The following is a 13,402-nucleotide window of genomic DNA, read 5'->3' on the forward strand; positions in this document are numbered from 1 at the left end:
TCAGCGGCCCCCGGAGTCGGCGATGGCCGCCTGCATGATCCGGCCACCGATCCGGGCCGCCTCGGAGCTGCCGCCGCTGCCGGCCTCCTCCAGCACCACGCAGACCGCGGAGACCGGAGTGCCGTTCTTGTCGAGGGCGAACCCGATGAACCAGCCGTGGTCGGGCGTCTGCGGGCCGGACTGGGCGGTGCCGGTCTTGCCGCCGACCGTGTAGCCGTCGATCTGCGCCTTGTTGCCGGTGCCGTCCTCGACCACGGCGACCATCATCTCCCGCAGGTCGGCGGCGACCGTGCCGTCAACCGGCTGGCGCAGCTCGCGGGACTTGGCGGTGTAGTAGCTGGTGGTGCGGTCCGGCGCGAGGAGCTGCTTGACCAGGTACGGCCGCATCTGTTTGCCACCGTTGGCGACCGTGCCGGCGATCAGCGCGCCCTGCAGCGGGGTCATCTTGACGTCGCGCTGCCCGATGGAGGACTGGGCCAGCGCGGCCGGGTCGGTGCCGCCGCCGGGGGCCTCCATCGCGCCGGTCCGGCTCGGCGCGACGGTGAGGCCGTCCTCGCCGAGCTGGCCGACGGTGAGGTCGTCCTGCTCGAAGCCGAACTGGCGGGCCTTCTCCTTGACGGTGTCCGCGCCGAGCTTCACGCCGAGCTGGGCGAAGCCGGTGTTGCACGACTCCCGGACCGCCTCGATCAGGCTGACCTGTGGCTCCGGGCAGATCGACTGGGCGGCGTTGCGGATCGGGGAGCCCGAGGTGGGCGGGGTCCAGCTCGCCCCGGCCGGGATCTGGGTGTTCTTGCCGACCCCGTTCTCCAGCGCCGCGGCGGCGACGACGATCTTGAAGGTGGAGCCGGGCGGCAGCGTCTCGGCGAGCGCCCGGTTCTTCAGCGGGCCGTCCGGGTCCTGCTCCAGCCGGTTGTACGCGGCGGAGGCCGCGTTCGTGTCGTGGTCGGCCAGCGGGTTCGGGTCGAAGCTGGGCATCGAGACGAGCGCCTGCACCGCCCCGGTATGCGGGTCGATGGCGATCGCCGCGCCCTTCTTCGCCCCGTTGTTGTTGTTGCGCAGCTGCTCGTACGCGGTGTCCTGGGCGCGCTTGGAGAGGGTGAGCAGCACGTTGCCGCCACCGGTCTCGTCGCCGGTGAACATGTCCTTGATCCGGTTCGCGATCAGCGCGTCGCTGGTGCCGGCCAGGAATTCGTTCTCCACCCGCTCGATGCCGGTGTCCGCGAGGTTGACCGGCTTGTAGCCGAGCACGTGCGCATACTTCGCCCCGCCGGGGTAGCTGCGCAGGAACTTCAGCTTGCCGCTGGTCTCCTTGCTGGTGGCGAAGGCGGTGCCGCCGGCCTCGATGTTGCCGCGCCGGCGCTCGTACTCGGCCACCTGGACCCGGCCGTTGTAGTCGCTGTTGCGGTATTCGTCGGCCTTGTAGGCCTGGATCCAGTTCAGGTTCGCGAAGAGCAGACCGAACAGGATCATGACGACGACGCCGACGCGGCGCAGGGGTGCGTTCACGGCCGGATCACCTCCGTGGGAGCACCGTGCAGCTGCTCCGGCGCGCCGCCGGCGGGCCGGGCCGCCGGCCCGGAGCCCTGGGTCACCGGGCGGCGGGCCGCGTCGGAGATCCGCAGCAGCACCGCGATGAGCAGCCAGTTGGCCATCAGCGAGGAACCACCGGCGGAGAGGAACGGCGTGGTCTGACCGGTCAGCGGGATGAGCTTGCTGATCCCGCCGACGATCACGAAGACCTGGAGCCCGAGGGTGAAGGCGAGACCGCCGGCCACCAGCTTGCCGAACGAGTCCCGGACGGCGAGCCCGGCCCGCAGCCCCCGCTCGACGATCAGCAGGTAGGTCACCAGCAACGCGGTGAGCCCGAACAGGCCGATCTCCTCGCCGATGCCGGCGAAGATGAAGTCGTTCTGCACCTCGGGGATCTCCAGCGGCTCGCCGGCACCCGGGCCGGTGCCGAAGAGGCCGCCGCTGCCCAGTCCGAGCAGGCCCTGCACCAGCTGGTAACCCCGGTCGTACGGCTCCGCGAACGGGTCCAGCCAGATCTCCGCTCGGGTGTAGAAGTTGGCGAACGGCCCGCCGACGGTGCCACCCAGGACGTACGCGAGGTAGGCGCCGCCGAAGAAGAGGACCAGACCGATCAGCAGCCAGCTGACCCGTTCGGTGGCGATGTAGAGCGTCACCACGAACATGCCGAAGTACAGCAGCGAGGTGCCGAGGTCCTTCTCGAAGACCAGGACCAGGAGGCTGATCAGCCACACCACGACCACCGGGCCGAGGTCCCGGCCGCGGGGGAAGTCGATGCCGAGGATCCGGCGGCTGGCCAGCGAGAGCACCTCGCGCTTGCGGACCAGGTAGTAGGCGAAGAAGACCAGCAGGGCCAGCTTCGCGAACTCACCGGGCTGGATGGAGAAGCCGCCGACCCGGATCCAGAGCTTGGCCCCGTTGATCTCGGAGAACCGGCCGGGCAGCACCGCCGGGATCATCACCAGCACGATGCCGGCCAGGCCCAGGGTGTACGCGTACCGGGAGACCGAGCGGTGGTCGCGCATCAGGACGAGCAGCCCGGCGGCGAGGACCACCGCGGCGAGCGTCCAGGCGAGCTGGCGACCGCCGGTGCCGGCGAAGACGGCCAGCGTCTCCCGCTCGACCGGCGCCGCCTTGCCCAGGTCGAGCCGGCGCAGGAAGCCGACCCCGATCCCGTTGAGCAGGGCGACCGCCGGCAGCAGGGCCGGATCGGCGAACGGCGCGAGCCACCGGATGACCAGGTGCATGCCGAGGAAGACCACGCCCAGCGCCGCCGCCGGCATCCAGAAGTCCGGGGTGACCGTGTCGAGCATGTTCGCCTCGACGATCGCCCCGTACGCCGCCACCAGCACCAGGGCCAGCAGCAGCAGGGAGAGTTCCGCGTTGCGCCGGGACCGGGCCAGGCGCACACCGGCAGCCTCGCCCGTCGTGGCGGGCGAGACTGCCGGTGTGGCGGCTGCGGTCACGGATCGATCCTCGGGCTCTCAGCCGACGTTCACTCGGTCGACCGGCAGCCCGCCGGATCCACGACCGGCGGTACCGGATCGGAGGCCGGGGCGTCGGGCGTGGTGGTCGGGGCGGGAGTGACGGTGCCGGCCGGAGGGCGGCTGGCGGTCGGGGTGGGCGCGGCGGGGCTGCCGGTCGGCGCGACCGGGGAGGCGCTCGCCGCCACGGTCGGGCTCGGCGGACAGATCGGCTTCAGGTTGGGATTTGCCGGGTCGTCGCTGGTCAGCTCGGCCAGCCGGCGGGCCGCATCCGGCTCGCTCTTGGCCTGGATGCCCTGCTTGACCTGCTCCTGCGCGGCGAGCGTGAGGTCGTCCAGCTTTGCCTGGCTGGTCGAGTGCACGCTGGAGAGGTCGAGCCCGGCGACCTGGCCGGGAACGCCGCGGAAAACCGCGAGCTGCCCCTGCTCGGTCGCCCCGACGTAGTACTGCCGCTGCGTGTAGCTCCAGCCGGCGAAGAGACCGCCGCCCAGGATCACCAGCAGCGCCACCAGCATCGCCACGGTACGCAGTGGCCGGCGGCGCCGCTCGGGCTCGTCGTCCCGGTTGGCGGCCGGGTCCTCCGGCACCGGGGGACGCGGCGCGGAGAGCGCCGAGGCGCGGGCGGCCGGGGTGGAGACGTCGGCCGAGGTGGCCATGCCCCGATCCCGGGACGCGGCACCGCCGACGATCGGGCTCGCCTCGACGATGTCCTGGTCGGTGGCGTCCGCGATGATCACGGTGATGTTGTCCGGGCCGCCACCGCGCAGCGCGAGCTGCACCAGCCGCTCGACGCACTGCTGCGGGTCGGTGTACTCCCGCATGGTGTCGGCGATGGTGTCCGCGCTGACCACGCCGGAGAGCCCGTCGCTGCAGATCAGGTAGCGGTCACCGGGCAGCACCTGGCGGACGCTGTACTCCGGGTCGATGTCGCGACCGTCCAGGGCGCGGGTGAGCAGCGAGCGCTGGGGGTGGCTGCTCGCCTCCTCCGCGCTGATCCGGCCCTCGTCCACGAGCATCTGGACGTAGGTGTCGTCCTTGGTGATCTGCGCGAACTCACCGTTGCGCAGGAGATAGGCCCGCGAGTCACCGATGTGGACCATTCCGAGCTTGCTGCCGGAGAAGAGGGTCGCGGTGAGCGTGGTGCCCATCCCCTCCAGCTGCGGATTGGCGTCCACGGTGTCGCGGAGCTGCTGGTTGGCGGTGCCCACAGCCGAGCGCAGCGCGTCGACGAGGGCGTCCCCTGGGACGTCCTCGTCGAGCGGCGCCATGGCACCGATGACGATGTTGCTGGCGACGTCACCGGCGGCCATGCCGCCCATGCCGTCGGCGACGGCGAGAAGCCGCGGCCCGGCGTAGACGGAATCCTGGTTTCCGTCTCGGATCAGACCGCGGTCGCTGTGGGCCGCATAGCGCAGGGTCAGAGTCATGGCCGTAATTCGAGAGAAGTGCGGCCGATCCGGATCGGCACGCCGAGGGGGACGGGGGTTGGTCCGGTGACCTTAGCGCGATCCAGGTAGGTGCCGTTAGTCGAGCCGAGGTCCTCGACGAACCACTGCCCTTCGCGCGGCACGAGCCGGGCGTGCCGCGCGGAGGCGTAGTCGTCGGTGATGACGAGGGTGGAGTCCTCGGCGCGTCCGATGGTGATCTGGGCTTCGCCGAGGGTGATCCGGGTGCCGGCCAGCTGGCCGGCGGTGACCACCAGCTGGTGTGCTGCCCTGCCCCGCTTCACCTTCGCCGGCTTCGCCGCCTGCCCGGTGGAGGCGCCCACCGCGCGCGGCGCGGCCACCAGCCGGCCCGATCGGGCTCCTGCGAAGAGGTCGCGGCGGATCACGCCGACCACCGTGAACACGAAGATCCACAGCAGGATGAGGAACCCGAACCGGGCGACGGTGATGACGAGCTCCGGCAAGGCGGGTCAGCCGTCCACGCGGAAGGTCAGGGTGGTCGTGCCGAGCTGGATCATGTCGCCGGGGTTGAGGGCGACCGCGGACACACGCTGGCCGTTGACCATCGTGCCGTTGGTCGACCCGAGGTCGGTCAGCACGACCTGGCCGCCGTCGAAGTCCAGCCGGGCGTGTCGCCGGGAGATCCCGACGTCCGGCAGGCGCAGGTTGGCCTGGTCGCCGCGACCGATCACCGTCGACCCCATCTGGAGCGGGTAGGTGCGGCCGTCGCCGGAGACCAGCCGGACGTTGCGGGCGCCGCCGCCGTGTCCCGGCGGCGGGCCGTAGCCGCCGCCCTGGTCGTACGCGGGGTACGCCGGCGGGCCGGCGTCGTAGCCACCGGGCGCGGAGACCGGGGCGACCTCGCCACCGGTGTAGACCTCGGCGGTGACCCGGAACATGCCGGTGTCCAGTCCCTCGCCGCGCTCGATCTCGACGATCACGTCGCCGTAGACCGTCCACGCCTGCTCGCCGATGAACTCCGCCTGCGACTGGGCCAGTTCCTGGGCCAGCGCGGCGGCGTACGGCGCCAGCCGACTGTGGTCGTACGGCGAGAGATCGATCACGTAGCGGTTGGGCACCAACGTGCGCCCACCAGCCAGGATGGCCTTGTGCGCCTCGGCCTCCCGCTGCATGGCGTTGAGGATCTCCACGGGGTGGACCACCCCTTTGAAGACCTTGGCGAAGGCCCCCTCGACCAGGCCTTCCAGACGCTTCTCGAAGCGTTGCAGCACGCTCACCGGCTCCTCCTCGGGTCCCGAGGACATGATGGTATCCGGACAGCGCGCATGCGGCTCGCGCGCCGCTCGGCGGGCACGTGCCGGCCCGTTCGGAAGGGGCCCTCCAGGCGTGCTAATGTTTCGTCCGCCGAGGCGGTGACTGCTCCACGGAGCGTAGCCAGTCGAGGCGATGACGCAGGACACGTAGGATGTCCCGGGCCCGTTGGCGACAGCGGGATCGGCGCCAGCTAGAGTGTTCGTGGTCAAGCCACGGGGATGTGGCGGAATGGCAGACGCGCACGGTTCAGGTCCGTGTGTCCGAAAGGACGTGGGGGTTCAACTCCCCCCATCCCCACCACAGACAAGGGCTCCGCAGCATGCGGGGCCCTTCCGTCATATCGGGGCGTGCCGGACGTCACGCTATGCTCCGATGGTCTCTGCCTCCGAAAGACCAGGAGTGGCGTGTGAGTGTCGCGTTGGTGACCGGGTCGGGCGGTCTGATCGGCTCCGAGGCGGTCCGGCACTTCGCCGGTCTCGGCCTGGACGTGGTCGGTATCGACAACGACATGCGGCAGGAGTTCTTCGGCGCCGAGGCGTCGACCGCGTGGAACGTCCGGCGGCTCGCCGACGAGCTGGGGTCCGCGTACTCGCACCACAGCATCGACATCCGGGACCGGGACGCGCTGGCGAAGCTCTTCGCGCGCTACGGCCGGGACATCGCCGTGGTGATCCACACCGCCGCGCAGCCCTCGCACGACTGGGCGGTGCGCGACCCCTTCACCGACTTCGACGTGAACGCCGGCGGCACCCTCAACGTGCTGCAGAACGTGCGCGAGCACTGCATCGAGGCGCCGGTGATCCACTGCTCGACGAACAAGGTCTACGGCGACCGCCCGAACAGCCTGCCCCTGGTGGAGCTGGCGACCCGGTGGGAGATCGAGGCGGGCCACCCGTACGAGCAGGGCATCCGCGAGGACATGTCGATCGACGCCTGCCTGCACTCGGTCTTCGGCGCCTCCAAGGTCGCCGCCGACGTGATGGTGCAGGAGTACGGCCGGTACTTCGGCATGAAGACCGCCTGCTTCCGGGGCGGCACGCTCACCGGCCCGGCGCACTCCGCGACGGAGCTGCACGGCTTCCTCGGGTACGTGATGCGGGCGAACATGGAGCGCCGCACGTACAAGATCTTCGGCTACCAGGGCAAGCAGGTCCGGGACGCCATCCACAGCTCGGACGTGGTCGCCGCGTTCGAGGCGTTCTTCCGCAACCCGCGCTCGGCGGCCGTCTACAACCTGGGCGGCGGGCGGCACTCCAACACCTCCAACCGCGAGGCGTTCGCGCTGGCCGAGCAGATCACCGGCGTGCCGATGGTCACCGAGTACGTCGAGGCGAACCGGATCGGCGACCACAAGTGGTGGATCGGCTCGAACGAGGCCTTCCAGGCCGACTACCCGGACTGGAAGCAGGTCTACGACGTACCGATGATCATGCGGGAGATCTACGAGGCCAACGTCGACAAGTGGGTGCCGCAGGCATGACCGGCAAGGGCAAGCGGAACGTCCTGGGCGTCCTGGTCGACGCGACCGACTACGCCTCGGCGACCGAGCAGGTGGTGGCCGCCGCGCACGAGCGCCGCCCGCTGGCGCTGACCGCACTGGCGGTGCACGGCGTGATGACCGGGGTGCTCGACCCGGCGCACAACGCCCGGCTGAACTCCTTCGACGTGGTCACCCCGGACGGCCAGCCGGTCCGCTGGGCGCTCAACCTGCTGCACCACGCCGGCCTGGCGGACCGGGTCTACGGCCCGACGCTGACCCTGCACGTCCTGCGCCGCTTCGCCGAGGAGGGGCTGCCGGTCTACCTCTACGGCTCCACCGAGGAGACGCTGGCCCGCCTGATCCCGGCGCTGGAGCGGATGTTCCCCGCGCTCAAGATCGCCGGGGTGGAGCCGTCGAAGTTCCGCGCGGTCCAGCCGGGCGAGGACGTGGAGATCGCCGACCGGATCCGGGCCAGCGGGGCCCGGCTCGTCCTGGTCGGCCTGGGCTGCCCGCGCCAGGAGGTCTTCGCGTACGCGATGCGGCCGCTGCTGGACATGCCGCTGATGGCGGTCGGCGCGGCCTTCGACTACCACGCCGGTCTGCTCAAGCAGCCGCCCGCGTGGATGCAGCGGGCCGGGCTGGAGTGGTTCTGGCGGCTCGGCCTGGAGCCGAAGCGGCTCTGGCGTCGGTACGTCATCCTCAACCCGGCGTACCTGACCCGCCTCGCCGGTCAGAAGACCGGCCTGTGGAAGGCGCAGCCCCCGGCGCCGGCGACGGAACGCCCGGCCACCTTCTCGGTCTGACCGGCGCGGCCGCGCCAGCCGGCAGGTCCACGGAGCCGGCGGGCCGGCCAGGCAGGGTGCGGGGCCCCTTCCGGTCGGAAGGAGCCCCGCGGCGGGAGTGCGTCAGAGGGTCAGGGTCCAGGTGTTGAGGTAGCCGGTGTCGCCCGAGTAGACGTCGCGCACCTGGAGTCGCCAGGTGCCGTTCGCCGCCTCGGACGAGAGGTTCGCGGTGTAGGTGGCGTTGACGTTGTCGGCACCGTCGAAGAGGCTGCTGTTCTTCAGCCGGTACGCGGAGCCGTCCGGGGCGACCAGGTCGATGACCAGGTCACCGCGGTAGGTGTGCACGATGTTCACCGCGACGGTCGACGCCGACGAGGCGTTGCGGCCACACCCGGAGATCACGATCGAGCTGGACACCGTGGCGCCGGTGTCCGGGATCGCGACGTCCGTGCCGTTGCTGCCGGAGCAGCCGCCACCACCCGAGCCGGTCACCGTCAGCGAGTACGTCGCCGTGCGGGTACCCGACGCGGCCGTGCCCGTGACGGTGACGGTGTACGTGCCGGGCGGCGTGCTCGCCGAGGTGGCGATGGTGAGCGTGGACGAGCCGCCCGAGGTGACCGTGGACGGGTTGAACGAGGCGGTCGCGCCCGCCGGCAGGCCGCTGGCGGAGAGGCTGACCGACTGCGCGGAGCCGTTGGTGGTGGCGGTGGCCACGGTGGCGGTCACCGACCCGCCGGGGGCGGTGGAGCCGGAGGTCGGCGACACCGAGACCGAGAAGTCGTTGGTCGGCGGCGGGGTGGTGCCGTTGTCCACGTAGAGCAGCCGGTTCGGGGTCCCGGTGCCCACGTTGGTCACCACGTTCGGGGTCGCGGCGTTGACCAGGTTGTCGCGAACCTGCTGCGGGCTCCACGCCGGGTTGGCCGAGAGGACGAGCGCCGCGGCGCCGGCGACGTGCGGCGACGCCATGGACGTGCCGCTGATGGTGTTCGTCGCGCCGGTTCCGGTGTACCAGGCGGAGGTGATGTTGACGCCCGGGGCCAGGATGTCGACGCAGGTGCCGAAGTTGGAGAAGCTCGCGGCGGCGTCGTTGTTCTGGGTGGCACCGACGGTGATCGCCGACCCGACCCGGGCCGGGGAGTAGTTGCAGGCGTCCTGGCGGTTGCCGAGGAAGTCGCCGTTGCCGGCGGCGACCGCGTAGGTGATCCCGGAGTTGATCGAGTTGGTGACCGCCGTGTCGATCGAACTGTTGGCGGAGCCACCGAGGCTCATGTTCGCCACGGCCGGCTTCACCGCGTTCGCGGTCACCCAGTCGATGCCCGCCACGACCTGGGCGTTGGTGCCACTGCCCTGACAGTTGAGCACCCGGACGCCGACGATCTGCACACCCTTGGCCACGCCGTACGAGGAGCCGCCGACGGTGCCCGAGACGTGCGTGCCGTGTCCGTTGCAGTCGTCGGCGGAGCCGCCGTCCACCGCGTCGAAGCCGGAGACCGCCCGGCCGCCGAAGTCGTTGTGCCCGTACAGCACGCCGGTGTCGATGATGTAGGCGCGCACGTTGGACGCCGTGGTCGGGTAGGTGTACGAGCTGTTCAGCGGCAGGTTGCGCTGATCGATCCGGTCCAGGCCCCAGGAGGGCGGGTTGGCCTGCGTGCCGGCGATGGAGACCGTGTGGTTCTGCTCGACGTACGCCACGGCGGGGTCGGCGGCGATCCGGGCCGCCGCCGACGCGCCGACCGTGACCTCGAAGCCGCGCAGCGCGGCAGTGTAGGTGCGGGCGACCTGGCCGCCGTGCCTGCCGACCAGTCGTCGGGCGTTGTCACCCACCCGGCTCCGGCCGACAGCGCTGTCCTTGAAGACCACGATGTAGCTGTCGGGCACGGCGGTGGCCCCGCCCGCTTCCCGGATGACCCCGACGGGCTCGGCGGCCATGGCGGGTGTGGCGGTTGCCAGCATCGCCAGGGTGGCCACCCCCACGAGTGCGGACCTGTGTGAAAGACCCATCTCCCTACCTCCCTCCGACCGGCAGCCGATCGTCCACTCACGAATCGGAGGTTGATCGATCGTTGCCGATCTACCTGAGGGTAGGTCGGCGGGGTCCGGGAGTTAAACATGTCGAAGCGTCCATAACGTCGGCGAGATGCCCCTACGGGTGAGGTAGGGGGCGATCCGGGGCCGGCCCCGGATTCGCCGACCGCCGAACTGGACAAGGCTGACCACATGGATGGCCATCTCATCGTTCTGCTGCCGATCGCCGGGGTCTGGCTGGCCGCCGGGGTGGTGGCGGACCGACTGCCCCGGCTGGACCGCGCCCGCGCACTCCGCCGGCGTACCGGATGGTTGCTCGCCCTGACCCTGACCGGCCTCGGCCTGACAGCGGCGGTGCTGGCGGTCGGCCTGACCAGCGCCGGCGCCACGCCGGTCGACCGGGCCGCCGCCGGGCTCGGCCTGGCAGCCGGCCCGGCGCTCGCCGTCGCGGCCTGCGCGGTGCGGCGGCTGCGCCGGCTCCGCGCCGGTGCCGGCGCGTTCGCCACCGCGCCGGAGACGCCGGCGCCGCACGGCCTGCGGGCCGCCGCGGCGCATCCGCTGATCGGCCTGCCGGTTCAGGTCACCGCCCTGGCCACGCTGCCGCCGGTGCTGTCGGCCGCGGGACTGGACCTCGCCGCCGACCCCCGCCTGACCGGACCGGCCGTCACCCTGGGCGGTCTCGCGGTCATCGCGATCGGGGTACGCCTGGCGCTGCGCCACAACCGGCTCGCCGAGCGGGCGTTACCGGAGGCGACGGCGACCTCAGCGCGTGCGGCTCGGCCCCTGCACGTATAGCAGCTCCAGGATCGCCCGGGTCGCCTCGAACCAGCGGTCCAGCCAGCCGGGCGGCGGCACGCTGCCCTTGGGCGGCAGCTCCATCAGCAGGCCGCGCAGCAGCGGGTGGTCGACCAGCGACTCGCTCGGCTCCAGCGGCCACCCGGCCGGCGGGAACGAGGGCTCGGTCAGCGGGTTCGGGTCGAGCGAGGGCAGCGTCAGCGGCGGCCCGGCCTGCTCCGGCGCGGCCGACCCGGCGTCCCGCCCGCCGACCTCGGTGTCGGTGGACACGACCTCGGTGAGCACGGTGTCCCGGCGCGCGCCGCGGTACTTGCCGCCGAAGCGCTCCGACTTGCCCGGGCCGTTGGTGAGGTTGTCTGAACCGATCGTCGTCATCCGTCTCGCCTGCCTCGCTCGGTTTCCGATCCGTGCGGCGGGTTGTCGACCAGCGCCGTATCGAGGGGTTCAACGAGACGGAACGCAAGTGGCGACGGGCCGGCCGGGTAGATCCCCGGCCGACCCGTCGTCAACGCCACGTTGCGTCGATCAGTGCTGGACGAACCCGCCGCTCCGTGTCCGGGCGACGAAGGCGTGCCAGTCTCCCGGAGCGAAGACCAGGGCCGGGCCCGCCTTGTCCTTCGAATCCCGAACGCCGACCGCCCCGGTCACGTACGCCACCTCGACGCAGTTGTCGCAGTTCGGCCCGCTTTTTGAGCTCTTGAACCACGTCGCGTGCCTCAGGTCCACGGGGAACTCCTTGGTCGCCATTTCCACAGCGGCTCCTCTACCAGTTTCGCGATGTGAGCTATGGATTCCTCCGGGCGCATGGCCGCTGCTCGAATGTGATCGAAGATGAAGCTGTACTTCTGCAGTTCGTCGCTCTTCTCCAGGAAGAGCCCACCCGTGGCGTTCTCCGCGTACACGACATCGGGATCACTCGGTTCGGGGAAGCTGAGAATGGTGAAGGTGCCGTCCATGCCGGCGTGCGCGCCCACCTCGAAGGGCAGGACCTGAAGCGTCACGTTCGGCAGTTCCGCCACTTCCACCAGCCGCTGGAGCTGACCACGCATCACCGCGTCGCCGCCCACCGGTCGGCTCAGCACCGCCTCATCGAGCACCACCCACAAATCGACCGGATCGTCCTGGGTCAACAACGACTGACGGCCCAGACGGACACGCACCCGTTGCTGCACCTGGTCGACGGTGAAGTCCGGGCGGGCCGCCCGGATCATTGCCCCGGCGTACTCCTCGGTCTCCAGCAGGCCCGGGACCACCTGCTGTTCGTACGCCCGGATCGAGCTGGCCGCCGCCTCCAGGCCGACGTACGCCCCGACCAGCACGGTGCTGTAGGGGTGCCACCAGCCCTTCTGCCGGGCCTCCCGAGCGATCTGCACGAGCTCGTCGCTCTCGACGCCCACCACGCCGTAGATCCGCAGCATGTCGCGGACGTCCCGCGGGGTCGCGGAGGTGTGGCCGGTCTCGATCCGGGAGATCTTCGAGGCGGAGCACTCGAGCTGCTCGGCGACCGTCTCGATGGTGATCCCCGCCGCCTCGCGCTGGCGGCGCAGTTCGGCGCCCAGCCGGCGACGCCGGATGGTGGGGCTGCGCCGCTCGGTCACCGCGGCACCCCGCGGCTCACCGGGCCGTGTTCCCCGTTCCTCGCGCTCACCCGGTTACCTCCCGGTGGCTCGCGCCTGCGTCGACACCCGCCGAGGCGCGACGAACGGCGGGCGATCGTTCGCGGCAGGGATGGTGCCGGTCGTCGACCGGCCGCGTCGGGCGAAACCGGCGTCCAGTGTGCCGGTCCGGGGTCGGCGTCATCAAGCGTCTCGTTCACGTGTCGCGCTCGCGTATCGGCAAAAGTCGACGTGCAACTTGCATGTCGCACGTCCCTGATGCACTCTGTCCGTATGGCTCGGGTTACTCACCGTCTCCCCACGCTTCCCCGGTCCGGCGACGACACCGGCGGCGGGACGACGGCCGGGCGACCCGGTCCAGCTGCGACGACGAGACCTGCCCCGGGATGATGACCCCGCCGCTGCACGCCCGATGGCTGCGGCGGTGGGAGCGGTAACCGGGAGCAGCACGGTGATGGTCGGGTGGCGGTCCGCCACAGCGGGTACGGCCCGACCACCGCCACCGATCCACCGGCCGGCGGGGCACGATCCCGTCACCGGGACCAGAAATCTTCCCCCATAACCTCCGTCCGGCACCGCCGGCCATACCCTCCCCAGGAGCCCATGTGCTTCCCCGCTCCGGTGACGTACTGCACGTGACTCGCGCGGCGAGTGTCCAGTTCATCCGACCCATCACGTTCCGGGTCATCCGGGTGCTCGACTGGCCCACCTACGACGGTTGGCTCTGGCTCGACGGTTACGAGTTGAACGCGGCGGGGGACGCGATCAACCGACGGTCGATCTTCGTCCAGGAGGCCGGTGTCCGGCAGCTCCAGGCGGCACCCGTGCCGCGCCAGCACACCGTACGGACCCGACGGACGATCAGCCGCGCACCGGTGGCGGTGGGCTGACCTCCGCCATTACCCGGTCGGGGGGCGTGCCGTCGCCATAGACTCGGTACGCCCACCCCGGCAAAGTCACCACCCCGCGCGTC

The 13,402-nt window shown here is 71.3% G+C and carries 13 protein-coding genes and 1 tRNA gene; 5 read left to right on the forward strand and 9 right to left on the reverse strand.

Going from position 1 to position 13,402, the window contains the following annotated elements; all coding sequences use genetic code 11:
• Genes GA0074696_RS02555 through GA0074696_RS02575 form a run of 5 tightly spaced genes read right to left on the reverse strand, consistent with a single transcriptional unit; the run spans position 1 to position 5,721 of the window.
• Complete coding sequence (locus GA0074696_RS02555; protein ID WP_088959599.1) at positions 1-1,506, reverse strand: peptidoglycan D,D-transpeptidase FtsI family protein; 1,506 nt, start codon at positions 1,504-1,506, stop codon at positions 1-3.
• Positions 1,503-2,993: an FtsW/RodA/SpoVE family cell cycle protein gene (locus GA0074696_RS02560; RefSeq protein WP_088959600.1), complete on the reverse strand. Its 1,491-nt coding sequence runs from the start codon at positions 2,991-2,993 to the stop codon at positions 1,503-1,505. Before GA0074696_RS02560 ends, GA0074696_RS02555 begins: the two co-directional genes overlap by 4 nt.
• 29 nt (positions 2,994-3,022) lie before the next feature.
• The gene (locus GA0074696_RS02565; RefSeq protein ID WP_088959601.1) at positions 3,023-4,438 is read right to left on the reverse strand and encodes a PP2C family protein-serine/threonine phosphatase; all 1,416 of its coding nucleotides are present in this window, start codon (positions 4,436-4,438) and stop codon (positions 3,023-3,025) included.
• Positions 4,435-4,920 carry an FHA domain-containing protein FhaB/FipA gene (locus tag GA0074696_RS02570; protein ID WP_088959602.1) on the reverse strand — a complete coding sequence of 162 codons (486 nt, stop codon included), beginning with the start codon at positions 4,918-4,920 and terminating at the stop codon, positions 4,435-4,437. The genes GA0074696_RS02565 and GA0074696_RS02570 overlap by 4 nt, the downstream gene beginning before the upstream one ends.
• 6 nt (positions 4,921-4,926) lie before the next feature.
• A complete protein-coding gene (locus tag GA0074696_RS02575; RefSeq protein ID WP_088959603.1) occupies positions 4,927-5,721 on the reverse strand; it encodes an FhaA domain-containing protein in 795 nt (264 codons plus the stop codon).
• A gap of 224 nt (positions 5,722-5,945) precedes the next feature.
• Here GA0074696_RS02575 and GA0074696_RS02580 point away from each other — a divergent pair.
• The 3 genes from GA0074696_RS02580 to GA0074696_RS02590 all read left to right on the forward strand — a co-directional run bounded on the left by GA0074696_RS02580 (position 5,946) and on the right by GA0074696_RS02590 (position 8,014).
• Positions 5,946-6,031: transfer RNA gene (locus GA0074696_RS02580), tRNA-Leu, on the forward strand.
• 64 nt (positions 6,032-6,095) lie between these two features.
• Entirely contained in the window at positions 6,096-7,211 is a 1,116-nt protein-coding gene (locus GA0074696_RS02585) for an NAD-dependent epimerase/dehydratase family protein (RefSeq protein WP_172894140.1), read from the forward strand.
• On the forward strand, positions 7,208-8,014 hold the full coding sequence (locus tag GA0074696_RS02590) for a WecB/TagA/CpsF family glycosyltransferase (protein ID WP_088964318.1): 807 nt from the start codon (positions 7,208-7,210) through the stop codon (positions 8,012-8,014). The genes GA0074696_RS02585 and GA0074696_RS02590 overlap by 4 nt, the downstream gene beginning before the upstream one ends.
• A gap of 102 nt (positions 8,015-8,116) precedes the next feature.
• Here GA0074696_RS02590 and GA0074696_RS02595 read toward each other — a convergent pair whose 3' ends face one another.
• Positions 8,117-9,994, reverse strand: a complete 1,878-nt coding sequence (locus tag GA0074696_RS02595) for a S8 family peptidase (protein WP_088959605.1) — start codon at positions 9,992-9,994, stop codon at positions 8,117-8,119.
• A gap of 216 nt (positions 9,995-10,210) precedes the next feature.
• Here GA0074696_RS02595 and GA0074696_RS02600 point away from each other — a divergent pair, with 216 nt between their 5' ends.
• Positions 10,211-10,813, forward strand: a complete 603-nt coding sequence (locus GA0074696_RS02600; protein WP_088959606.1) for a hypothetical protein — start codon at positions 10,211-10,213, stop codon at positions 10,811-10,813.
• Here GA0074696_RS02600 and GA0074696_RS02605 read toward each other — a convergent pair.
• The 3 genes from GA0074696_RS02605 to GA0074696_RS02615 all read right to left on the reverse strand — a co-directional run bounded on the left by GA0074696_RS02605 (position 10,781) and on the right by GA0074696_RS02615 (position 12,411).
• Positions 10,781-11,188: a hypothetical protein gene (locus GA0074696_RS02605; RefSeq protein WP_088959607.1), complete on the reverse strand. Its 408-nt coding sequence runs from the start codon at positions 11,186-11,188 to the stop codon at positions 10,781-10,783. The genes GA0074696_RS02600 and GA0074696_RS02605 overlap by 33 nt on opposite strands.
• Positions 11,189-11,338: 150 nt before the next feature.
• Complete coding sequence (locus GA0074696_RS02610; RefSeq protein WP_088959608.1) at positions 11,339-11,560, reverse strand: DUF397 domain-containing protein; 222 nt, start codon at positions 11,558-11,560, stop codon at positions 11,339-11,341.
• Positions 11,530-12,411, reverse strand: a complete 882-nt coding sequence (locus GA0074696_RS02615) for a helix-turn-helix domain-containing protein (RefSeq protein WP_088959609.1) — start codon at positions 12,409-12,411, stop codon at positions 11,530-11,532. The genes GA0074696_RS02610 and GA0074696_RS02615 overlap by 31 nt, the downstream gene beginning before the upstream one ends.
• A gap of 623 nt (positions 12,412-13,034) precedes the next feature.
• Between GA0074696_RS02615 and GA0074696_RS02620 the strand changes: the two genes are divergently transcribed.
• A complete protein-coding gene (locus tag GA0074696_RS02620; RefSeq protein WP_088959610.1) occupies positions 13,035-13,319 on the forward strand; it encodes a hypothetical protein in 285 nt (94 codons plus the stop codon).
• The last annotated feature ends 83 nt before the right edge of the window (positions 13,320-13,402 follow it).

Origin of the sequence: Micromonospora purpureochromogenes, from assembly GCF_900091515.1 — a bacterium.
Lineage (GTDB): Bacteria > Actinomycetota > Actinomycetes > Mycobacteriales > Micromonosporaceae > Micromonospora > Micromonospora purpureochromogenes.

What these genes read in the sequence shown, in the direction of transcription:
- GA0074696_RS02610 (WP_088959608.1), bottom strand. Translation starts at nt 11,560, where the DNA reads ATGGCGACCAAGGAGTTCCCCGTGGACCTGAGGCACGCGACGTGGTTC.
- GA0074696_RS02565 (WP_088959601.1), bottom strand. Translation starts at nt 4,438, where the DNA reads ATGACTCTGACCCTGCGCTATGCGGCCCACAGCGACCGCGGTCTGATC.
- GA0074696_RS02585 (WP_172894140.1), top strand. Translation starts at nt 6,096, where the DNA reads ATGCTCCGATGGTCTCTGCCTCCGAAAGACCAGGAGTGGCGTGTGAGT.
- GA0074696_RS02605 (WP_088959607.1), bottom strand. Translation starts at nt 11,188, where the DNA reads ATGACGACGATCGGTTCAGACAACCTCACCAACGGCCCGGGCAAGTCG.
- GA0074696_RS02575 (WP_088959603.1), bottom strand. Translation starts at nt 5,721, where the DNA reads ATGTCCTCGGGACCCGAGGAGGAGCCGGTGAGCGTGCTGCAACGCTTC.
- GA0074696_RS02595 (WP_088959605.1), bottom strand. Translation starts at nt 9,994, where the DNA reads ATGGGTCTTTCACACAGGTCCGCACTCGTGGGGGTGGCCACCCTGGCG.
- GA0074696_RS02600 (WP_088959606.1), top strand. Translation starts at nt 10,211, where the DNA reads ATGGATGGCCATCTCATCGTTCTGCTGCCGATCGCCGGGGTCTGGCTG.
- GA0074696_RS02590 (WP_088964318.1), top strand. Translation starts at nt 7,208, where the DNA reads ATGACCGGCAAGGGCAAGCGGAACGTCCTGGGCGTCCTGGTCGACGCG.